Below are 21,338 nucleotides of genomic sequence, written 5' to 3'. Positions count from 1 at the left end.
CCACCTATAGAATCGGTGAGACGGAAGAAGGCGCCTCTTTTTTGTTATTTTTCATTCTGTTTTACAAAGTAGAAAATAAAAAGAAATACGATCACCACCAGATGTACCGAGAGCCTTATGAGCCCGGGAACGGATACGGACTGCGGGTGGCTGTAGGTTCTTACGGTGTAGATGAAGGCATCCATGAAAACCAGCGCCGAAACCGCCATGACCGCGGTGTTGATCTTGGTGTTATTCAGAAGGTATCTGCGCCTGTAGGTGAGCACCAGCTCAAATTCGATGATGGTAAGAAACGCGATTACCCTGCTGAAATTTGCAGCAAAAAATTGTAACATGATTTCCCCCCGATTCCCCAATGTATTTAGGCCTTTGGCCTACCCTTATATTTTACCCGCCGCGGCCCTACAGTGCAAGTGACGGCCGGGCATCATGGTCAGTATTTGGGAGATTTGTGTCAGTAAAAGGGTGTCATGTGGGGGATATTTCGTTTACAATAGAGGTATGACTAAGAAAAAGCTTGCTCTCGAGGTGATCGAGAGACTCAAAAAAGAATATCCGGATGCCAAGTGCACTCTGGACTATGACAAGGCCTGGCAGCTTCTGGTGAGCGTAAGACTTGCGGCTCAGTGTACCGATGCCAGGGTGGATCAGATAACGCCGCTTCTCTACGAGAAGTTCCCGACAATCGAAGCGCTGGCAATGGCAGATGTAGCTGACATCGAAAAGATAGTGCGGCCCTGCGGCCTTGGCAATTCCAAAGCCAGGGATATTTCCGCCTGCATGAAGATGCTCCACTACGAGTATCTGGACCAGGTCCCCGATACCATGGAAGAGCTGTTGAAGCTCCCAGGGGTTGGAAGAAAGAGCGCCAATCTGGTCCTTGGTGATGTGTTCGGAAAGCCCGCCATTGTCACGGATACCCACTGCATCAGGCTCTGCAACCTTATAGGCCTTGTGGACAATATCAAGGAACCTGCCAAGGTGGAAAAAGAGCTGTGGAAGATCATACCTCCCGAAGAAGGGAACGATCTCTGCCACCGCTTTGTTGTTCACGGCAGGGCGGTCTGCGTTGCAAGGCGCCCTAACTGCGCAGCTTGCTGCCTTCAGGATGTATGTAAATACGGACGAAAAACCATGGGGGAATAATGAGAGATATAGAGTACTTAAGACTTCTTAGCAAGGAGTTTCCCAATTCCAGAAAGGCCGCCGCAGAGATCATAAACCTTCGGGCTATCTGCGCCCTTCCCAAGGGAACGGAGTATTTCTTTTCCGACATACACGGAGAATATGAGGCTTTTTCACATCTTCTTCGCAGTTCTTCGGGTATCATCAGGGCCAAGATCGAGGAGACCTTCGGCAATATGATGTCTGAATCCGACCAGCTGCAGCTGGCCAATCTTATCTATTATCCAAGGGAAGTTATAAGCGGCATAAGGCACGATGCCACCATCCCGGAGAAGGTTCTCCAGGAGCATCAGAAGATCACCATCAACAGGCTTATTTCCATCTGCAGGGTGGTGAGCTCCAAGTACACCAGGTCCAAGGTCAGAAAGAAGATGCCTGCGGACTATGCCTATGCCATCGATGAGCTTCTTCACCTTGATATGAACGATCCCAACAAGAAGCTCTACTACAGCGAGATCGTAAACGGCATTATAGAGATTGATTTTGCTGATGAGTTTATCATCGCCCTCTGCGAGCTCATCCAGAACCTGACCATAGATTCACTTCACATAATAGGAGACATCTTTGACAGGGGAGCAAGACCTGACCTTGTTATGGAAGAGCTGATGAATTTCCATGACGTGGACATACAGTGGGGCAATCACGATATAGACTGGATGGGAGCTGCCTGCGGCAACACAGCCTGCATCGCAAATGTGCTTAGGATAGGCACCAGCTACAACAGCTTCGATGCATTGGAGGACGGCTACGGAATCAACTTAAGACCGCTGTCCATGTTCGCTGCGGAAGTTTACAGGGATGACCCCTGCGAGTGCTTCAGGCCGCATCTTCTGGACAAGAACAAATACGATTCCGTCAATCCAAAGCTTGCCGCCAAGATGTGCAAGGCCATCAGTATCATACAGCTAAAGCTGGAAGGGCAGCTGATCAAAAAGCATCCTGAGTACGGCCTTGAGGAGAGGCTTCTTCTCGATAAGATTGACTATGAAACCGGGGAAGTTACAATCGATGGAAAGCGCTATAAGCTAAACGATACCAATTTCCCGACAATAGACCCGAAAGACCCCTACAGGCTGACGGAGGCGGAGGAGGAGCTGATGCGCACCCTGCAGCTTAGCTTCATCCATTCAAGGGTCCTTATACGCCACGTGCAGTTCCTCTACTCCCACGGAGCCATGTACCGCAGCATCAATAACAACCTTCTCTACCACGGCTGTATACCCATGGATGAGCAGGGAAACTTTGACACGATGAACACCCCGGACGGAAGCTTCTCGGGAAAAGAGCTGATGGATTACCTTAACATCAAGATCCATGATGCATATTTTCTTGACCCCAGGGATGACCCTGAGAAGAAGCAGGATGCGGTGGACCTTATGTGGTATCTGTGGTGCGGTCCCAAGTCGCCTCTTTTCGGTAAGGACAGGATCACTACCTTTGAGCATCTGTTCCTTAAACATGAAAAAGAGCTGTGCAAAGAGAACTTCAATTCCTATTACAAATTCTCCTCAATGGAAGCCTACGCTGACAAGATCCTTCGTGAATTCGGCCTTGACCCTGAGTGGGCCCATATCATTAACGGACATGTGCCGGTGGAGACCATGAAGGGAGAGAGCCCCGTTAAGGCAAACGGCAAGCTCTATATCATAGACGGAGGTATTTCCAAGGCCTACCATGAGAAGACGGGAATAGCAGGCTATACCCTGATCTACAACTCCAACCATCTTGCTCTTGCCCAGCACAAACCTTTTGTAAAGGGGGGTGAAAATACTCCCGCAATTCAGATGACGGAGAAGTCAAGGAAGCGGATACTGGTGCGGGATACGGATATAGGCAAGAATCTACAGCAGCAGATAGATGACCTTAAAGATCTTCTTAAGGCCTTTGAGAGCGGTGCCATAAGAGAAAAGAATTAAGCAGTTTACATTCTCTTTATAAAAATGTTAGTTGACGTAGGCTTACAGCTTTGTTAATCTATGGTCAGAAATATGCGAAAGGACTCATATTAGATGGATGCTAACGGATTAAGCCCGGAGCAGCAGGCTCTTTTAGCAAGCATAATGGGTAAGTCGTCACAGGCAGGCGGCGGTGGTGGATTCACTGCGGCTCAGGTTCCTACGCCCGCAGCGGCAGCTCCTGCAGCAGCACCTGATGCAGGCAGCAGCAAGATGCTCAGCCAGGCTGAGATCGATGCTCTCATAGCTTCCATGGGCAAATAGTTTTATACATATTTTTGAGGTTTGGCCTCCCCTGTCGGGGAGGCTTTTTTAGTGGTTTTTTGCAAAAATTGATTAACGATTAAATGATTATAAAAATACTATAAAAGCGAACAAAAGCTGTAAAAACAGGCTATAATGAAAATGTGGTAAATTGCGCACACAATTAAATGATTTTCAACCTATTAACACTGTTGTTATCGATTGGAGAATAATGATATGGCTGAAAAGAAAGTACAAGACAATAAGGTAAAGGCCAAAAAGAGCGTAAGCGGCAAGCTCTTGAAGGTTTTGATACCTATGATCGCAGCATCCATAATCCTCATTATGTATATAGTTGCTGTGCAGGCAAGAAACATCATCACGGAACTTGCCACCAACAATCTGGATAAAGAGTCTGATTATTATTCAGAGAAGATCGGACGAGAGATCACAACTCTTATGGAGTATTGCGATGCCTCAGCTGCCGCGCTTGAATCAGTTTCTTTTCCCAATGATAATGCAATGGCAAGTTTCCTGATTCCTACACTTACCAAGAACGAGTACATGCCCAACGGTATGTATGTGGCAACTGCGACCGGAGCCTGGATCGATCCTTCGGGATGGGTGCCGGATCCCGATTATGTTGCAACAGAGAGATCCTGGTACCAGGAAGGACTGCAGCATAGCACATTTTTCCCCGGAGAACCTTATGTAGACAGCGATACCGGCAGCATGGTTGTTTCTTTTACAAGAAAGGTAAAACTTGCTGATGCCAGAGAGGGTGTGGCTTCAACCGATTATACACTGGACGGGATCGTGGAAGAGATAGGTTCCATTAAGCCGGTAAAGACCGGAGGCGCTATGCTTCTGGCAAACGATATCATTCTTTCATATTTCAAAACTGATTATAACGGAACAAAAGTAGGAGACCATCCTGAGGCTTTGTTCCTGAACTCCGCTTACCAGTTTGCAAAGACCGGATCAACAGAAGTTGTTGAGATCAAATCCGAAAACGGACAGATATATTATGTGGGCAGCAGAAACATTCCGGGAACCGACTGGACTCTTATTTGTTCAGTAGCAAAGAATGAGGTTCTTTCAGGCCTTAGAACCTTTGAATATATCTGTATCGGACTGATGATCCTGATGATACTTATCATCTCGGTTGTCCTTTATATGCTGCTAAAGAAATTCGTTTCAGTTCCTGTCGGTAATCTTACAGATAACATCACCAGGATCACAGATGGTGATTTCACCGTAGATATTCCTGAGGGAGGCGACGATGAGATCGGCCTGATGAACAACAACATGAGATCCTTTGTGGGACACATGAGAGGAACTCTCGGAAACATCAAGGATGAGACCGAGAAACTGGCTACCGAGGCTGAGAACAGTAAGGATGCTTCCGGCAAGCTTAATGTTCAGGCGACAGAACAGTCCACAAACATGAATCAGATCAGAGATGCAATGAACGGAATGGCCAGCGCTGTGGCAGAGCTTGCAAACAATGCCACCGAGCTTGCTACAGAAGTTACAGAGCTTATGGATAAGGGAAATGAAGCCAGTGCTACAGTAGAGACTCTGGTTGGAAAGGCCCGGGACGGACAAAGAGACATGGAAGTGGTTCAGGATGGAATGGGCAGGATCTCAGCTTCCATGAGCGACATGAATACAGATGTACAGGCTGTTGGAGAATCCGCACAGAAGATCAACTCCATCATAGAGATCATCAATTCCATTGCATCACAGACAAACCTGCTTTCCCTTAATGCTTCCATTGAGGCCGCAAGAGCAGGCGAAGCCGGCAAGGGCTTTGCGGTAGTTGCTCAGGAGATCGGACAGCTGGCTGCAAACTCTGCGGAGTCCACCACAGAAATAGGCAAGATCATTACCGAGATCACAGCACAGATCAAGTCCCTGTCAGAGAAGTCAGAAGCTAACATGGATGAGATCAATGCAAGTACAGAGGCGGTACAGACCGCAGGAAAGACCTTCGAAGAGATCTTCTCCAGTCTTGATGTGACCAGTGATACAGTTAAGCAGATGATCAACAAGATCAGCAATGTAGATACCATAGCAACATCAGTTGCAGCTATTTCACAGGAACAGTCGGCAAGTACCGAAGAGGTTACAGCGACTACAGATAATCTGGCTGTCAGTGCACAGCAGGTTGCCGACGAGAGCCAGGGTGTGGACGAAAGTGCTACAACAGTTTCCAGCTCCGCAGCTACAATCGAAGACTTTGTAAGAGATTTTAAGATTTAAGCGAAAGAGAGGTAAGCAAATGTATATTTCAATGCAATGCTCAGATAACAGTGGAATGCTAAACACTGAAATATGCACCTTCTACGGAATCAGATACGTGCCCAGATTCAGGTCCGCAGTGATATCCACGGAGCATCTGAATCATGAGTATGTGATCCCCATGACTCCAAATGACTACGAGGCAGCAGTCAAGCAGATCACCGACGCCATGAAGAGCCATGCCAGCATGATTACCATAGAAAAGGGCATCGTTTGCCGTGGAAGAAAGGGCGAGATCAGAAATGTTGAGCCCCAGCAGCTTACCATTTCTGCGGTTTAAAGAGATAGCTCTTTTCCCTGTGACAGGGTCATAAGAAAAAATATCCGTGTATCGGAAAAGTGATTAAACTTCTCCGATACACGGTTTTTGCTTTGTGCTACAATTAATCTGAAGGCAGGATTAAATCATGGATGCAAAGTCTTTTGAATACAATGACAAACTGGATATGAGATATCGTAAGATCAGCAACGGCCTTGTTGTAAGCGGCATGGGCATTATCTTTTTCGGCCTGTGGTCTGTGATCAAGGTGTTTGCCGAGATGGCTTTCGGAGAGCTTGATCTCATGGAATTTCTTATGAGAGACCTGGAGGATACGCCGCAGATGAGGGCACTTATGTATGCAATCTTTGTTGCCGTGATCCTGTTTGTGATCCTTCTGCACTATTATATAGGGCGATGCGCGATACAGGTGGGGACAGGGAGAAAGAAGCACTATCTCTATCTTTTGCTGGCAGCCTTCCTCTTGTATCTGGATATAACCGGATTCGAGCAGTATTTTGCATCTGAAATAGACGTATACGGCACTCAGTTCGATGTTACCGTTGCTTCGTTTTTGGTGGACGTGGCCAACTGCGCTACGGTCCTGAATCTGATTATTTCTTCGATCATATATTACAGTCTGAAAAAAATAGCAGGGGAGGAGTAAGATATGCAGGAAGATTTTCACTACTACGCAACTTACGCAGCCGCATATCTGGCGGGCTACTCCCACGAAGAAGCTATGGAGATCTGCTACAGCGCCCAGTTTGTGGACCTTTGCTCCGTGACGCTGCTGTCTAAATTAAAGGCTCCCAAAAGCGTTGCCACCACACAGTTTCAGCTGGAACTCATGGACCACAGAACAGACCTGGTGGGACTTCAGGATATCACCAAGATCTGGGCGGCCTTTCACTTTTTACCCAAAGATCTTTATGCCACCAAGAAGTGGGCGGGGAAAAGATATCTCTCCAAATACAGGCTTATCTGCGGCCCCAACGGAGAACTTCTCAAAAAGACAGTGGAGCTTGCCAAGGGCAGAAGCCTTCAGTCAGTGGGCATAGCCATGCACGTCCTGGCGGACACCTGGGCTCACACCTATTTTGCGGGAACTCCGTCACTTGTTATCAACAACACCAACTACGACTTCTACGAGCTGATTCCGGAGGGGGATGGCTTTATTAAAAGAAAGATCCGCTTCAGGCACAAGACCTCCGAACCGGATGATATAGAAAATGGCCTGTATACGGGAAGTCTTTTCCAGAGCAGTGAGAACTCCATTATGAATCTGGGTCACGGAAGAGCGGGACATTTCCCGGATTACAGCTTTGCAAGATACAGATATCTTCCCGCCTGGGCAGACTACAGACAGGTGGTCAAGGACAATCCTTCTGATTACATGAAGGCCTTCAGACAGATGGTCTACGCCATGAAGTTCATAAGAAGCGATGATGAGAACTTCGAACTTGAGCGGTATGACACCGAAAGCGTTGATCCGTATGAAGCGCGGATCAAAGAGATTCTGGAAAAGAGGCAGCTTAATGCCTGCGCGGACTGGAAAGCCTTTGGAGAAGAGCTCTCGGGGCAGACCATCGAAGACTTTGACATAGAGAAGTATCAGCAGGAATACAAGGATGCCCAGAAGGGCGGGAAAGCAAGGACCTTCCTTGGAAAGTTCTTTTACGGAGCCCTTTCTCACAAGGAAATGGTATCAACAAATATCAAGCTTTCGGGGAATTACCTGACGGGAATTCCAGATGTTAAGAGAAGAGGAAAAGGATGAGCAGATTTCAGAAGATAAGAAGCATACTTTTTGCGCTGGTGATGATAGCTGCCGGCCTTATCATAATCTTAGAGCCTGAAGACGGTTACAGTATTGTAATAACCATCCTGGGTGTATGGCTCCTTTTCTATGGTATCGGCACCCTTATATATTTCTTTTCCATGGCAAGACACATGGTGGGTGGCAAGATCATTCTGTACAAGGGAATCATTCTGACGGACTTCGGGTATCTGTCGGCATCCATTGTGGATGTTCCGAAAATATACGTACTTAGCTATCTTGTTATCATTCATGCATTTTCCGGACTGGTGGAAATATTAAGGGCCTTTGAACAGAGAAGATACGGCGCCGGGATGAAGATGAAGCTGACCCACGGCGTAGTAAATATTCTTATGGCTCTGGCCTGTATTGTATTTATAAAAAGACCTGCCACAGCATGTATCATCTACGGAATAGGAATTATCTACTCCGCATGCATGAGGATAGGAAGCGCCTTAAGAAAGACGGAGAGCAAAAATATCGAGGAATTAATAGCGTAAGCCAGGCAATGACAGTATACATATCTTAGAGCTGCAGACAGAATAAATGGGATGTTAAACTCCGGTAAGGGTTTGACATCCCTTTTCCATGTGGTAAAATTCTGTAGTATATATACATTTGTATCGGAAAGAAGGAAAAGTTATATGGCAGAGATTTATAACCATCACGCAGTTGAGAAAAAGTGGCAGGAGTACTGGGCAGCCCATGAGACATTTAAGACAGATGTATGGGATTTTTCCAAGCCCAAGTATTATGCACTGGATATGTTCCCTTACCCCTCAGGAGTAGGCCTTCACGCAGGACATCCTGAAGGATATACTGCTACAGACATTATGTCCCGTATGAAGCGTATGCAGGGATATAACGTACTGCATCCGATGGGCTATGACTCTTTTGGCCTTCCTGCAGAGCAGTATGCTGTAACAACAGGCAATCATCCTGCAGGATTTACAGAAAAAAATATAGAGACATTCTCAGGACAGCTTCGTGAGCTTGGCTTTGACTATGACTGGTCCAAGATGATCGCAACAAGTGATCCCAAGTTCTACAAGTGGACACAGTGGATATTCAAGAAACTCTACGAGGCAGGCTATGCCAAGCATATCGATATGCCTGTTAACTGGTGTGAGGAGCTTGGAACCGTTCTTTCCAACGATGAGGTCATCGACGGAAAGTCAGAGCGTGGCGGATACCCTGTTGTAAAGAAGATGATGAAGCAGTGGGTTATCGACCAGCAGGCCTTTGCTGAGGAGCTTCTTGACGGCCTCAATGAGATCGATTGGCCTGAGTCCACCAAGGAGATCCAGCGCAACTGGATCGGTAAGTCAACAGGTGTAGAGGTTGATTTCAAGATTGTAGGCGGCGGAGATTTCTCAATCTTCACAACCTGTATCGAGACCATCTACGGTATCACCTTCATGGTACTTGCCCCCGACGGAGAAATCGTTAAGGGCCTTATGGACAGAGTAGAGAATCCTGAAGAGGTTCAGGCATATATAGATGAGACCAGCAAGAAGAATGATCTTGATCGTACAGATCTTAACAAGACCAAGTCAGGATGCCCTCTTAAGGGAATCTATGCTATCAACCCTGTAAACGGCAAGGAAGTGCCTCTGTTTATCGGCGACTTCGTTCTTGCAAGCTACGGTACCGGCGCGGTAATGGCTGTACCTGCTCATGATCAGAGAGACTTTGAGTATGCGGAGGTTCATAAGCTTCCTCTTATCCAGGTTATCAACAATGCCGAGGGAACAGTGGATATTACCGGACATGCTTTTGAGAAGCAGGACTACCTTGGAAAGGGATGCATCCTTGAGAATTCTGAGGAGTTTACAGGCCTTACAGTAGAAGAGGCCAAGAAAGCCATCACTAAGAAGCTTGTAGATATGGGCGTTGCAAGAGAGAAGGTCAACTATCACTTCCGTGAGTGGATCTTTGCAAGACAGCGTTACTGGGGCGAGCCCGTTCCCTGCGTATACAAGGAAGACGGAAGTATCGTATTCCTTGATGATTCAGAGCTCCCTGTAATTCTTCCCGAGCTTGAGGACTACAAGGGTCACGGCGGCAAGGCACCTCTTGAGAACGCAACAGAGTGGAAGGCTTATGACAAGAACGGACTTAAGGGCACAAGAGAGACTTCAACAATGCCCGGAAGTGCAGGCTCATCCTGGTACTTCCTTAGATATATCGATCCTGACAATGACAAGGAATTTGCAAATCAGGAGCTTTTAAAGCACTGGATGCCTGTTGACCTTTACATCGGCGGACCTGAGCATGCTGTAGGTCACCTTATCTATTCAAGGATCTGGAACCGCTTCCTTTACAACCAGGGTCTTTCACCTGTTAAGGAGCCCTTCAAGAAGCTTGTTCACCAGGGTATGATCCTTGGCGAGAACGGTATCAAGATGGGTAAGCGTTTCCCTGAATTCGTAGTTAACCCCAGCGATATCGTCAAAGAGTACGGTGCAGATACACTTCGTCTCTATGAGATGTTCATGGGACCTTTGGAAGTATCAAAGCCCTGGAATGCAGCAGCTGTTACAGGTGCAAGGAAGTTCATCAACCGCGTATATACATTCTTCACAGAGCCCGCAAACATCACAGATGGTGACAACGCTGCTCTTGAGAAAGTTTATCATCAGACAGTCAAGAAGGTTACATCTGATTTCGAGGCACTTGGCTTCAACACAGCCATCGCTCAGATGATGATCTTCGTAAATGCTGTTTATAAAGAGGGAACCTGCCCCAGAGAGTATGCTGAGAACTTTATCAAGATGTTCTCCTGCATCTGCCCTCACGTAGGCGAGGAAATCTGGCAGCTCCTTGGACACAATGACACAATTGCTTTTGAGTCATGGCCTTCATACGATGAAGCAAAGTGCGTAGAGGATACCATTGAGATCGCTGTTCAGATCAACGGTAAGGTTAAGGCAACACTCAATATCGGCAAGGAAGATCCCAAGGAAGAAGTTATTGCCAAGGGTAAGGAACTTATCGCTGACAAGCTTGAGGGTAAGACCATTGTAAAAGAGATCTATGTTCCCGGAAGGATTGTGAACATAGTTGCAAAATAATTAAAAGAGGTATAGAATGATTTTGCACAATCTATTTATGAGGTTCAAACTATGAGCTTAGAAGGATTAAAAGATTTATTCTTTGGAAGTGATAAGGAAAGAGAGGATAGTAACATGGCTGAAGAAGCAAAAGCGCTTATAGATCCCAGCATGCTGGTTGGAGATATCATTACCAAGCACCCCCTTGCAGCACAGTTCCTTATGGAGTGCGGAATGGGTTGTATCCATTGCCCCGCATCCCAGATGGAGTCACTGGCTGAGGCATGTGCGGTTCATGGTATCGACGGTGAAGAGATCACCGATGCTCTGAATGATTACCTTATGGAGCACAATGCCTGATAGGAACTCAGAGATTTAAACAAAGGCAAAACTTAAGACCCCGGTCAACTTTCTGATAAAGCTGACCGGGGTCTTTTGGTATTCATTAAAAGAGGAGTCTTAGTAAATTACTGTTGTCCGTCTGAAGGAAGCTCAACCTTGAAGTACTTAACGTTAGCTGTGAGCTCTTCGGCAATCTTCTGAAGATCCTGAGCCTGCTCAACAACAGATTCCATGTTGGTATCAAGCTGCATGAGAGAAGCACTTGTTTCCTGAGTGGAAGCTGCGTTCTCTTCCGAGATACTGGACAGGGACTCTACGGAATTCAGGATGTTCTCCTTGTCGGAGTTCATGGTCTCTACCAGTTCTACAATCTGCTTGTTGCCTTCCTCGGTTTCCTTAAGGAGCTGAAGCATCTGATCGAAGGATTCGCTCATCTCCTCAAGAGCAGTGGTCTCATTGGTGATGGCGCCCTTGATTGCCTCAGTAAGTTCTTTATTCTTATTGGAGTAATCTGTGATGGTTGAAAGCATGTTGGTGATCTCGCCAGCAAGACTGTTGGTGTCACCTGCCAGATCCTTGATATTGTCGGCAACTACCGCAAATCCCTTACCTGCTTCACCTGCTCTTGCAGCCTCGATGGAAGCGTTGAGAGCAAGGAGGTTTGTCTGGCTTGCAATGGAGATGATGGACTCGGCTGCTGTTGTGATCTGAGCAACTACGTTTGCTGTCTCATTTACGGAGTCTGCAACCTGAGTAGCCATCTCGTCGTTCTTCTGATCCTGTTCTTTGATCTGTTCAAGCTGATCCTTAACTTTAGTGGATTCCTCGTAAACCTGACGTCCTCTTTCCAGATTGGAATTGGCTGAATCAAGAACGTTATCTACGGAAGATCCCATGCTAACCGTGATGGAAGAGGTGCTCTGTACATCTTCAGCCATTGCTGTTGCGCCTGTTGCAAGGTCGTTAACAGCGGAGCTGATATCGGTTGTTGTCTTCTGGGAACTTGTGATGCTGTCTTTTGCAAGCTCGGCCTTTGTGTTAACGGTATCGGCGTGGTCGATGACCTTTACAAGGGCATTACGAAGCTCATGTCTCATAGATTCAAGGCCCTGAAGGATTGCATTGAACTCTACAATAAAGCTGTCTGTAGTGATCTTGGTAACAAAGTCACCTTCCGAAATTCTTTTAACATCTGCGCCCATCTTCTTGAGGGTCCTGGTGATAGCCATGATGATAAAGATGGTGGCGATAAGAAGAATAACGGCAACAATCATAAAGATGATTATGTTTACTACAATACCTCTGCTGGTAGCAGCCTCATTTTCGACTTTCTCATGATTTGCCCAGTCTTCAACGATATCAGTCATGTCACTGATGTAGTCTCTGGTTGTGGCAAATTCCATATCGAAGGTCTCAATGTCGCCTTCGTTGGTCTCTACATTATAAAGAGATTTCCACTTTTTGTACTGTGCATCGAAAGAAGGATAAACCTGTGAGAAAGTTCTTCCGTCAGAAGTTGTGTGCTCCGTATACAGATCGGGGTCGGTCTGAGCCAGAGCGGCGGCCTGAACAACTCTGTCGTAAGCCTGCTGGCAGTTCTCATTGTAATCTTTGATCTGCTGCTGTATCTGTTCCTGGGGCATATACTGTGAATATGCGTTTATATGGAGGGCGGCCGACTGAGCCTGATAAAGATCCCTGTCTGCATTGATCAGAGTGGAACTGATAGTGTACAGCATGTCATAATAAAGCTCAGAGTTGTTTTTCTCTATCTGTTTCATTTTGCTGCTGTTTATGAGTATGCTAATGATAAGAGCAAGAACCAGCACTCCTGAAACGCCGATGAGAAGAAGACCCAACGGGACTTTAAAACCATTGTTTTTTTGCTTCATTTGACTACCTCCTTAAAAGCGAATCTACACTATAATTTTATCGTCTTTTTTTGGAAATAGTTTAAATGTTGTCGAAATTTAATGAATATTTTATGAATAGACTGACAATTATTTTAGCTTATTCCGGCTAATTTTCTCGCGTATCAGTTCATCCGTACGCCTGATCTCATCCCACAGATCTCTTGCGGAGAGTCTTAAGGCACCGCTGCTAAGGACGATCACCTGCTCTATGGCATCGGAGGTGGCAACGGTTACTTTGTACTTTTTGGACATTTCATGGGCGGCCTTCTCAATATACTGATCGGCGGTTTCTGCTTCCCTGGTATATATAACCGATAATCCGTTAATGTTATCCAGATGCTCTTTTCCCCCGGGAACTCTGTATGCATCAAATACAAGGATAACGGTCTCTTTTCTGAATCCCTGGAAATTGCACAGGGTATCAATGAGAGAGTCCCTGGCGGCCTTAAGATCTCTTGCGGCCAGATCTGAGAGCTCTTTTGACGCATAGATAACATTGTAGCCGTCCACAAGCAGATACTCCTTCATGGCATCGGTGTCGGCCACAGTTCTGGTGTTCTCGTACTTTGCCCGCTTTTGTTCTTCAACTGCAAGGTCCCTTCGGGCCTCCTTTTCCTCGGCAAAAGAGCTGTCAAAGGTCTCAGAGCTTGCTACATATCTGGGCTTTATGGTCCCGTAGGTGCGCTCGAAGATGTCCTTAAGTTCATTCTCAGTCATGCGAAGATCTCTCTCCACATCTGCAAAGGAGCGCTCAGGTTCTTTCTTGCGTTTAAGTCTGTTTTGCAGCTCCCTGAGGGCCTCCATATCGATGTTGTCGGTAAGATCGGTAACGATGGTGCCGGTCTTGGCATCCCATCCGGAATCCACATGCATGTGTTCTCTGACCTGATTCCAGGGAATCACGGTTCCTGCGCCGTGGGAACAGAAGACGGAATCCGGGGAATTGGCCACATCAAGAGTGGGATCGTAGCCGATGCTCTCGATGATCTCCTCGCTGTTGTGACAGGGGGCATAGCCGCTTAAAGTCACGAAAAGCTTTCCCTCGCCGTGGGTATAGCCGGACAGTTCCACTGCGTAGTCTCCAAGGCAGGCTGCGGGCACGGATCCGGTGATCACAGATTTATTGCCTTCAATTTCAGGAGGGTCCACTTTGCCGTTCATCCGCTGAAGGTCTGTAAGAGCCCTTCCCACAAACTCCTGAGGGGCTTCTATCCTGAGGTCATACATTGGCTCCAAAAGAACACTGTCGGCCATCATAAGGCCCTGCCTGATGGCGCGATAGGTGGCCTGTCTGAAATCTCCGCCCTCTGTGTGTTTCTCGTGGGCTCTTCCTGTAAGGAGAGTGATCTTTATATCTGTTATCTCAGAACCCGTGAGGACTCCGAGATGTTTCTTTTCCATGACATGAGTCATGATGAGCCTCTGCCAGTTGAGGGCAAGCTCATCGGTGCTGCAGGAAGTTTCTACAGTAATGCCGCTTCCCGGCTCCGCGGGCTCTAAGAGAAGGTGAACCTCCGCGTAGTGACGAAGGGGCTCGTAGTGTCCGACACCCTCGGCGGGGGAAGCGATTGTTTCCTTATATACAATGCGGCCCGGGCCGAATTTGACATCCAGGTCAAAGCGGCTCTTTATCAGGTGTTTCAGTATCTCTTTCTGTACTTCCCCCATAACCTGGACTTCCAGCTCGCCTGTGGCTTCATTTTTGGAAACCAGGAGCATGGGTTCCTCTTCCTGAAGAAGCTGAAGCTGCCTGAAGACAACGGTGATATCCGCTTCCTCCGGAAGTATCAGGGTTGAAGAGAGTATGGGCTGGAGGACTTCGCTGACACTGCTTCCCTTAAGGACTCCGAGGCCTTCACCGGCTCTTGTGCCGGAAAGCCCCGTAACAGCGCAGATCATGCCTGCTGTAGCTTCCTGCACGGGAGTGAATTTGTCACCGGAGTAGAGCCTTATCTGGTCAATCTTTTCATCCTGCACAATATCTCTGATCTTAAGAGAGCCTGAAGTTATCTTAAGATGGGTAAGTCTGGTGCCGCTTGCGTCGCGGCTTATCTTAAACACTCTGCCGCCAAAACCTTCATTTTCATCGGCACGGTAGCCCTCGGAATACTCGGATATGGTATCAAGGAGCTCTTTTACACCCTCCATCTTAAGGGCGGAGCCGAAAAGACACGGGAAGCATTCCCTTTCTTTTATCAGCATTCTTGCGGTTTCTTTAGATATCTCTTTTCCCTCGAGATAGCCCTCTAAGAGCTCGTCGTTGCATACCGCCAGTTCTTCCTGAAAGTCGCTATCATCAAACTCCTTGTCAAAAGAAACTACGTGGGAGGAGAGATTCTCTTTTAAAGAGGCGAGAATAGCTTCTTTGGTGTGCTCAGGTGAATCCTCAACCTGGTCCATTTTGTTGACGAAGATCATCACAGGAACCCGGTAGTGATCAAGGAGCTTCCAGAGGAGCTTTACCTGGCTGGTGACGCCGTCGGGGGCACTGATAAGCAGAACCGCCATATCAAGGACCTGAAGTGTGCGCTCCATCTCCGGGGAGAAATCCGCATGGCCCGGAGTGTCAAGAAGAGTGAAGGAAGAATCTTCGTATTCAAAGAGAGCCTGCTTGGAAAAAATGGTTATCCCGCGGGCTCTTTCAAGTTCATAGGTATCAAGGAAGGTGTCCTTGTGGTCGACCCTTCCTATATTTCTTATGGCTCCGGAAAGGTAGAGAAGGCCCTCGGAGAGGGTGGTCTTTCCGGCATCAACGTGGGCAAGGATGCCCAGGGTAAGGTGCTTTTTCATGGTGTGATGTTTAACTCCTCAAGAAGTCTGTATCCGTCCTTTACCTCATTAAGGTAGGCTTTAAAAAGAGCTGTGCGAAGAGGACGGGCTTCATCGGCAAGTCCGAATCTTCCGGCTATCTTTCCGGTGATCTCATCGATATCCTCCGCAAGCTTGGTGGCAGCGCCGCCGTCGCTCATGGGGACGGTTCCGAAAAAGGTGGTGCGGTAAGCGGAAGAGTGGAGGCTGGAGTCCACAAAGAACTGTGCAAAGCCGTCCAGATCCTCGTCTTTGAAGGCTGCGATGGAAGATGCCATTTCTCTTTTGAGCTTACCGGCATTGAGGAAGTTGACGCTCACCTGTCCTGTGACCATCATATTTAAAAATGCCTTTATAAGATGGGCGTATTTTTCTTCCGGATTATTTGGGTTTGTCATAGCGTTTCCTTTCGTAAAAACAAAAAAGCGGAAGCCTTTTGGACCTCCGCTTATAAAACCTTATTTACTGAGCTTGCTCTTTCTGTAGATGATATCGGTTCTTGCAGGGCCGTTGCTGACCATTGTAATGGGATATCCAATCTGCTCTTCGATGAACTCAATGTAGTTTCTGCAGTTCTCGGGAAGATCTTCGTAGTTCTTGATGCCACGGATCTCGCATTTCCATCCGGGAAGAGTCTTATATACGGGCTTAGCCTTATCAAGAAGGTGGGTTACGGGGAACTCTGTAGTAACCTGTCCGTCAATGTCATAGCCTACGCAAACCGGGATTTCATCAAGATAGCCCAGAACGTCAAGAACGGTGAAGGCTACATCTGTTGTTCCCTGGAGTCTGCAGCCGTACTTGCTGGCTACGCAGTCATACCAGCCGACACGTCTGGGTCTTCCGGTTGTTGCGCCGTACTCACCGCCGTCTCCGCCGCGGCGTCTGAGTTCCTCAGCTTCATCTCCGAAGAGTTCCGAAACAAAAGCACCTGCGCCTACTGCTGAAGAATAAGCCTTTGATACGGTAACGATCTGCTTGATCTCGTAAGGCGGGATTCCTGCACCGATGGCTCCGTAAGCTGCCAGAGGTGAGGAAGATGTAACCATGGGATAGATACCGTGGTCGGGATCCTTCATGGTTCCGAGCTGACCCTCAAGAAGAATGGTCTTGCCTTCCTTGATGGCCTCCTCAAGATAAAGTGAAACGTTGCCAATATAGTCTTTAACCTGTTCTCTCCAGTCAACGATCTGATTGAAAAGAGCTTCCTGATCAATTGGGTCTGCATGGTAGAGATTAACTAGGATCACATCCTTGATCTCAGCTATGCGGGCAATCTTCTCCTTGATGACCTCGTCATCCTGGAAGAACTCGTTGATCTGCCAGCCGATCTTGGCAAACTTGTCTGAATAGAAAGGTGCGATACCTGACTTGGTGGAACCGAAGGACTTGCCTGCAAGTCTTGCCTCCTCAAGGGTATCGAACAGAACGTGATAGGGCATCATTACCTGAACCCTGTCGGAGATCATGATCTGAGGTGCGGGAACTCCCTTTTCCTCAATCTCCTTAAGCTCGTTCATGAATTTGGTTATATCGAACGCAACACCGTTTCCGATGATGTTCATAATATTCTGATGGAAAACTCCCGATGGCATAGTGTGAAGTGCGAACTTGCCATAATCGTTTACAATAGTGTGTCCTGCATTGGCTCCGCCCTGAAAACGGATTACCACATCAGCCTGATCCGCAAGTGTGTCGGTGATCTTACCTTTTCCCTCGTCACCCCAGTTAGCGCCTACAACAGCCTTTACCATATATTCCTCCTCATATTGCAGTGAACAATTATTCGGTGACAAACCATTTGCCACCTATAGTAATATATCGCAGAATCGGGCATAAGTAAAACTTTTTTTGTGTCAAAATCAAATGCCCGAAATGACACGCAAAGCGGGGAAAAATCTGAACTGGGTAAATTTTCTGAAATTTTATACTAATTTATATAATTTTATGATTTTTTGCACTAAAAATCGTTTACAATTAAATGTACAAGTTGTTTGTTGTCCTTATCCCGGGAGGTTATTATGGCCAAAACAGGAAACAATGAATTCGCAGGCGAAACCTTTAAGAGGCTGTCGGTATCCGAGAAATTTAAAAAAGTATTTAACCGTTTTCGCCTTAACCTGATCGTTATCTTCGTGGTTGTTATTCTTATCGACCTTGTGGCGGTGGGAAATCTACACAGTATCTATAGAAGGTATTTCGAGCAGAATACCCAGCAGGGCGAGATAAGGATCACGATCCAGGCCCTTGCCAAATACTATCTGTGGGCTTTAAACTGCGAGGACGCCGGGGATAGATCGGAGCAGATGGCAGGTGCCGAAGAGAAAATCCAGGAACTCAATGACGGCCTGGATTCCCTGGGAAAGGTCTACAAGGGCGATCTTTCCGCTGCTTATCAGCATATTAAGGATATTCAGAGTTCTGCTGCGGGAATGGATTCGCTATATGCTTCCGGTGCTTCCCACGACGAGCAGTATCAGTATTATGTGGCCAATGTCAACGAGGCCATCAAGGTAGTTGTTAAAGACTTCAAACAGATAGGCATAGATGCCGGTGAGCAGGCCCACAGAGCATTTATCCTCTCCATCGTAACGGTTTCCATAATGACCATAATAGCCGGAGTTATTGTTATCTACGCAATTGTTTACTCCAAGAAGGCTAGAGGCGCCCTTACAAACAGCATCCTCGGCCCTATCGAAGCCATTTCCAAGGCTGCCGATGACATGGCAAAGGGCAAACTGGATGTGGAAATCGAGACAGATTCAGAGGACGAGCTGGGTAAGCTGGGAAAAGATATAGCTACATCCACCGAATCTATCGCCAATATCGTAAAGGATATAGATGAGACCTTAAAGAGAATGTCCGCAGGAGACTTCTCCACGGGCTCCAGGAACGAGAAGCTTTATATAGGAGATTATCAGGCAATTAAAAATGCCTTGAGTGATATTTCCGAGAACCTCTCCAGCACACTTATGGAGGTCAGAAATTCCTCCTCACAGGTTTCCCAGGGAGCCAGCAATATGTCCCAGGGTGCTTCAAACCTGGCAGAGGGTGCTACGGATCAGGCTGCTGCAGTGGAAGAGCTGACAGCTTCCGTAAACTCCGTCACGGAGCAGACCAAGCAGCTGGCTGAAGTTGCCGAGAGAAGCAAAGCAATGGCAACTTCAGTTCGTGACAACGCAGAGACCAGTGCCCGCAAGATGCATCTCGTAACAGATGCCATGACAAGGATCACAGAGGCCTCCGCCGAGATCGAGCAGGTTACCAATTCCATCGAAGCCATCGCCAAGCAGACATCGCTCCTTGCCCTCAATGCTTCCATAGAGGCGGCAAGAGCAGGTGAGACCGGAAAAGGCTTTGCGGTTGTTGCCGATCAGATCGGGAAACTTGCAGACCAATCCAGTGAAGCTGCCAAGAACACTCACCAGCTCATTGCAGATACAATGGATGAGATCAGCAACGGTAACTCCGTAGTGGCAGAGACCACCGAAGCTCTCGACGCAATGCAGCACAGCGTAGAAGAGATCACGGATATGATCATCGCCACCGGCGACCTGGCAGAACAGCAGGCCCAGAGCATGGATGAGATCGACAAGGGAATCGAGATGATCTCCACCGTTGTTCAGAACAACTCCGCAACCGCCGAAGAATCCAGTGCAGTATCCCAGGAACTCTCCGAGCAGTCCGAGAGTTTGAACAACCTTATCGGACAATTCACTATAAATGGTTGATTTTTTATCGAATAAGTTCTAAACTTGCATGATAAGCCCTTTGCGTTTGGCATGTTCCGACGTGGGGGGCTTTTTCTTGCGCATTTTAGGGTTTTAGGGTATTATATTTGCTGATAATTTTTTGACAGGTATTTTTATAAGGAAAGAGATATGGATAATAAAGAGAAGACACCTGTGTGGAAGAGAGTTCTTGCATGGGTTGGAATAGTGGTTTTAGTTGGTATGTATCTGGTGCTGCTTTTTGAAGCACTTACAGGTTCTCCCGATACTTACAATGTATTTATAGGATGTGTTGCGGCTACCATTGCGGTGCCTATCGTGCTGTGGCTTCTGATCTGGTCCATCGGTGCCCTTACGGGAAGACATACCGTGGCTTCCTTGGATCCCATGACCAGCAACAAAAGGCATGACAAGTACGGTAATGTGATTCCGGATGGAGATATCAATACGGTCGTATTTGATATAGGAAATGTTCTGACGGATTTTGTGTATAAGGACTTTATCAGGAATCAGGGCTACGACGATGCCATGGTTGACAGAATATCTGCTGCATCAGTGGAGAGCAAGGACTGGACAGAGATTGACAGAGGCATTCTTACCCATGAGGAGCTCATGGAGAGATTTGCAGCCAATGATCCCGGGATTGCCGAGGTGTTTCCGAAGGTATTTGATGATCTTCACGGAATTGTAATAGGCAGAGAAACGGCTATTCCCTGGATAAAGGCGCTGAAGGCCGCAGGGTATCAGGTCCTGGTGCTTTCAAACTTCAGTGAACGCGCTTTAAACGGCTGCAGGGATGCCATGAAATTCCTGGATGAAGTTGACGGCGGAATCCTGAGTTACAGAGAGAAGCTGGTCAAGCCTGATGAAGCGATATACAGGCTTCTTATGGAGCGCTATGGTCTTGAAGCAGACAAGACAGTATTTATCGATGATACTCCTGTTAACATCGAAGCAGCCAGAAAACTTGGCTGGAAGGGTATTGTATACACAAGCTATGATCAGGTTGTTGAAGAACTTCACAACCTTGGGGTTAAATATTAAGGAGTTTTACGGAGGAGAGTTTAGTTATGAAGATTTGTCCAAATTGCGGAACAGAACTGCCTGATAACGCAGCCTTCTGCTCTTATTGCGGAACATCTGTTGCATCCGCAGATTCTTTTTCACAGGGAGCATTTTCAGGCGGGTTACAGTACCAGTCAGCACCTCAGATGCAGGGCCAGTACCAGTCAGCGCCTCAGATGCAGAACGCTTCCGAGATGCAGTTTAATGCGCAGGTTCAGCCTGAGACTCAGAATATGGTAAAGGGCTTTGATCCAAGCGCCTACACCACAGCACCTGCTTACGATACCGCTAACGCAGCAGTTCAGTATTACAGCTTCCATGACAATCCGGGGGCAACCTACAGAAGAGAGGAAGGCCTTGCTACAGCAATCAAGGTATTCATGGTCATCGGATGCGTACTCAGCATTAATTTGCTTTGCATTCCGCTTATCTGGAAGATTCCCATGACAATTCATGCCTTCAAGAAGATCAACCGGGATGAGGCAATGGGAACAGGATTTAAGGTTTGTTCACTTCTTTTCTGCAACATGATAGCCGGTATCATGATGTTCATCATCAAAGATGAGGACATGCCTTTCGATAGATAATTTTCATCTGTACTTTTTATTTGGGACTTGCTATAATATTTGCAAATGGCCGAAAGCCAGATAAGGAGCGGGTT

18 protein-coding genes are annotated in these 21,338 nt (G+C 47.2%); 13 read left to right on the top strand and 5 right to left on the bottom strand.

Annotation, left to right across the window (positions count from 1 at the left end; genetic code table 11):
- Positions 1-44 precede the first annotated feature (44 nt).
- A complete protein-coding gene (locus T456_RS0116100) occupies positions 45-335 on the bottom strand; it encodes a hypothetical protein (RefSeq protein WP_024867041.1) in 291 nt (96 codons plus the stop codon).
- A 166-nt stretch (positions 336-501) separates the two neighbouring features.
- Between T456_RS0116100 and T456_RS0116095 the strand changes: the two genes are divergently transcribed.
- The 10 genes from T456_RS0116095 (at position 502) to T456_RS0116050 (ending at position 11,178) form a co-directional block, all read left to right on the top strand.
- The gene (locus T456_RS0116095) at positions 502-1,146 is read left to right on the top strand and encodes an endonuclease III domain-containing protein (protein ID WP_024867040.1); all 645 of its coding nucleotides are present in this window, start codon (positions 502-504) and stop codon (positions 1,144-1,146) included.
- Positions 1,146-3,101 carry a fructose-1,6-bisphosphatase gene (locus T456_RS0116090; RefSeq protein WP_081749127.1) on the top strand — a complete coding sequence of 652 codons (1,956 nt, stop codon included), beginning with the start codon at positions 1,146-1,148 and terminating at the stop codon, positions 3,099-3,101. The genes T456_RS0116095 and T456_RS0116090 overlap by 1 nt, the downstream gene beginning before the upstream one ends.
- 93 nt (positions 3,102-3,194) lie before the next feature.
- Positions 3,195-3,404 carry a hypothetical protein gene (locus T456_RS0116085; protein ID WP_024867038.1) on the top strand — a complete coding sequence of 70 codons (210 nt, stop codon included), beginning with the start codon at positions 3,195-3,197 and terminating at the stop codon, positions 3,402-3,404.
- A gap of 216 nt (positions 3,405-3,620) precedes the next feature.
- Positions 3,621-5,648, top strand: coding sequence for a methyl-accepting chemotaxis protein (locus tag T456_RS0116080; protein WP_024867037.1), 2,028 nt, complete (start codon positions 3,621-3,623; stop codon positions 5,646-5,648).
- A 19-nt stretch (positions 5,649-5,667) separates the two neighbouring features.
- Positions 5,668-5,967 (top strand): hypothetical protein, encoded by a 300-nt coding sequence (locus tag T456_RS0116075; RefSeq protein ID WP_024867036.1) that lies wholly within the window; start codon positions 5,668-5,670, stop codon positions 5,965-5,967.
- Positions 5,968-6,094: 127 nt separating this feature from the next.
- The gene (locus T456_RS0116070) at positions 6,095-6,613 is read left to right on the top strand and encodes a hypothetical protein (RefSeq protein ID WP_024867035.1); all 519 of its coding nucleotides are present in this window, start codon (positions 6,095-6,097) and stop codon (positions 6,611-6,613) included.
- Positions 6,614-6,616: 3 nt separating this feature from the next.
- Positions 6,617-7,726, top strand: a complete 1,110-nt coding sequence (locus T456_RS0116065; protein WP_024867034.1) for a DUF6765 family protein — start codon at positions 6,617-6,619, stop codon at positions 7,724-7,726.
- On the top strand, positions 7,723-8,265 hold the full coding sequence (locus T456_RS0116060; RefSeq protein WP_024867033.1) for a DUF308 domain-containing protein: 543 nt from the start codon (positions 7,723-7,725) through the stop codon (positions 8,263-8,265). The genes T456_RS0116065 and T456_RS0116060 overlap by 4 nt, the downstream gene beginning before the upstream one ends.
- Positions 8,266-8,409: 144 nt before the next feature.
- The gene (gene leuS / locus T456_RS0116055) at positions 8,410-10,839 is read left to right on the top strand and encodes a leucine--tRNA ligase (RefSeq protein ID WP_024867032.1); all 2,430 of its coding nucleotides are present in this window, start codon (positions 8,410-8,412) and stop codon (positions 10,837-10,839) included.
- Between the two features lie 51 nt (positions 10,840-10,890).
- Positions 10,891-11,178: a DUF1858 domain-containing protein gene (locus T456_RS0116050; RefSeq protein WP_081749126.1), complete on the top strand. Its 288-nt coding sequence runs from the start codon at positions 10,891-10,893 to the stop codon at positions 11,176-11,178.
- Between the two features lie 107 nt (positions 11,179-11,285).
- Here T456_RS0116050 and T456_RS0116045 read toward each other — a convergent pair whose 3' ends face one another.
- The 4 genes from T456_RS0116045 to T456_RS0116030 all read right to left on the bottom strand — a co-directional run bounded on the left by T456_RS0116045 (position 11,286) and on the right by T456_RS0116030 (position 17,635).
- Positions 11,286-13,052, bottom strand: a complete 1,767-nt coding sequence (locus tag T456_RS0116045; RefSeq protein WP_024867030.1) for a methyl-accepting chemotaxis protein — start codon at positions 13,050-13,052, stop codon at positions 11,286-11,288.
- 108 nt (positions 13,053-13,160) lie between these two features.
- On the bottom strand, positions 13,161-15,863 hold the full coding sequence (locus tag T456_RS0116040) for a translation factor GTPase family protein (protein ID WP_024867029.1): 2,703 nt from the start codon (positions 15,861-15,863) through the stop codon (positions 13,161-13,163).
- Complete coding sequence (locus T456_RS0116035) at positions 15,860-16,279, bottom strand: DUF6553 family protein (RefSeq protein ID WP_024867028.1); 420 nt, start codon at positions 16,277-16,279, stop codon at positions 15,860-15,862. The genes T456_RS0116040 and T456_RS0116035 overlap by 4 nt, the downstream gene beginning before the upstream one ends.
- 60 nt (positions 16,280-16,339) lie before the next feature.
- Positions 16,340-17,635 (bottom strand): adenylosuccinate synthase, encoded by a 1,296-nt coding sequence (locus tag T456_RS0116030; protein ID WP_024867027.1) that lies wholly within the window; start codon positions 17,633-17,635, stop codon positions 16,340-16,342.
- A gap of 267 nt (positions 17,636-17,902) precedes the next feature.
- Here T456_RS0116030 and T456_RS20475 point away from each other — a divergent pair, with 267 nt between their 5' ends.
- The 3 genes from T456_RS20475 (at position 17,903) to T456_RS0116015 (ending at position 21,264) form a co-directional block, all read left to right on the top strand.
- Positions 17,903-19,612, top strand: coding sequence for a methyl-accepting chemotaxis protein (locus tag T456_RS20475; RefSeq protein WP_024867026.1), 1,710 nt, complete (start codon positions 17,903-17,905; stop codon positions 19,610-19,612).
- A 150-nt stretch (positions 19,613-19,762) separates the two neighbouring features.
- The gene (locus T456_RS20470) at positions 19,763-20,656 is read left to right on the top strand and encodes an HAD family hydrolase (protein WP_024867025.1); all 894 of its coding nucleotides are present in this window, start codon (positions 19,763-19,765) and stop codon (positions 20,654-20,656) included.
- 26 nt (positions 20,657-20,682) lie between these two features.
- The gene (locus T456_RS0116015; protein ID WP_024867024.1) at positions 20,683-21,264 is read left to right on the top strand and encodes a zinc ribbon domain-containing protein; all 582 of its coding nucleotides are present in this window, start codon (positions 20,683-20,685) and stop codon (positions 21,262-21,264) included.
- Positions 21,265-21,338: the final 74 nt, after the last annotated feature.

Source organism: Butyrivibrio sp. FCS014, from assembly GCF_000526935.1.
In the GTDB taxonomy this organism is placed as follows: Bacteria; Bacillota; Clostridia; order Lachnospirales; family Lachnospiraceae; genus Butyrivibrio.
Note: the sequence above shows the minus strand (reverse complement) of the source record. Positions and strands in the feature narration are given on the sequence as shown.

Excerpts from the sequence above, each read along its gene's own strand:
- T456_RS0116100 (WP_024867041.1), bottom strand. The coding sequence starts at position 335 with ATGTTACAATTTTTTGCTGCAAATTTCAGCAGGGTAATCGCGTTTCTT.
- T456_RS0116095 (WP_024867040.1), top strand. The coding sequence starts at position 502 with ATGACTAAGAAAAAGCTTGCTCTCGAGGTGATCGAGAGACTCAAAAAA.
- T456_RS0116090 (WP_081749127.1), top strand. The coding sequence starts at position 1,146 with ATGAGAGATATAGAGTACTTAAGACTTCTTAGCAAGGAGTTTCCCAAT.
- T456_RS0116085 (WP_024867038.1), top strand. The coding sequence starts at position 3,195 with ATGGATGCTAACGGATTAAGCCCGGAGCAGCAGGCTCTTTTAGCAAGC.
- T456_RS0116080 (WP_024867037.1), top strand. The coding sequence starts at position 3,621 with ATGGCTGAAAAGAAAGTACAAGACAATAAGGTAAAGGCCAAAAAGAGC.
- T456_RS0116075 (WP_024867036.1), top strand. The coding sequence starts at position 5,668 with ATGTATATTTCAATGCAATGCTCAGATAACAGTGGAATGCTAAACACT.
- T456_RS0116070 (WP_024867035.1), top strand. The coding sequence starts at position 6,095 with ATGGATGCAAAGTCTTTTGAATACAATGACAAACTGGATATGAGATAT.
- T456_RS0116065 (WP_024867034.1), top strand. The coding sequence starts at position 6,617 with ATGCAGGAAGATTTTCACTACTACGCAACTTACGCAGCCGCATATCTG.
- T456_RS0116060 (WP_024867033.1), top strand. The coding sequence starts at position 7,723 with ATGAGCAGATTTCAGAAGATAAGAAGCATACTTTTTGCGCTGGTGATG.
- leuS (WP_024867032.1), top strand. The coding sequence starts at position 8,410 with ATGGCAGAGATTTATAACCATCACGCAGTTGAGAAAAAGTGGCAGGAG.
- T456_RS0116050 (WP_081749126.1), top strand. The coding sequence starts at position 10,891 with ATGAGCTTAGAAGGATTAAAAGATTTATTCTTTGGAAGTGATAAGGAA.
- T456_RS0116045 (WP_024867030.1), bottom strand. The coding sequence starts at position 13,052 with ATGAAGCAAAAAAACAATGGTTTTAAAGTCCCGTTGGGTCTTCTTCTC.
- T456_RS0116040 (WP_024867029.1), bottom strand. The coding sequence starts at position 15,863 with ATGAAAAAGCACCTTACCCTGGGCATCCTTGCCCACGTTGATGCCGGA.
- T456_RS0116035 (WP_024867028.1), bottom strand. The coding sequence starts at position 16,279 with ATGACAAACCCAAATAATCCGGAAGAAAAATACGCCCATCTTATAAAG.
- T456_RS0116030 (WP_024867027.1), bottom strand. The coding sequence starts at position 17,635 with ATGGTAAAGGCTGTTGTAGGCGCTAACTGGGGTGACGAGGGAAAAGGT.
- T456_RS20475 (WP_024867026.1), top strand. The coding sequence starts at position 17,903 with ATGGCCAAAACAGGAAACAATGAATTCGCAGGCGAAACCTTTAAGAGG.
- T456_RS20470 (WP_024867025.1), top strand. The coding sequence starts at position 19,763 with ATGGATAATAAAGAGAAGACACCTGTGTGGAAGAGAGTTCTTGCATGG.
- T456_RS0116015 (WP_024867024.1), top strand. The coding sequence starts at position 20,683 with ATGAAGATTTGTCCAAATTGCGGAACAGAACTGCCTGATAACGCAGCC.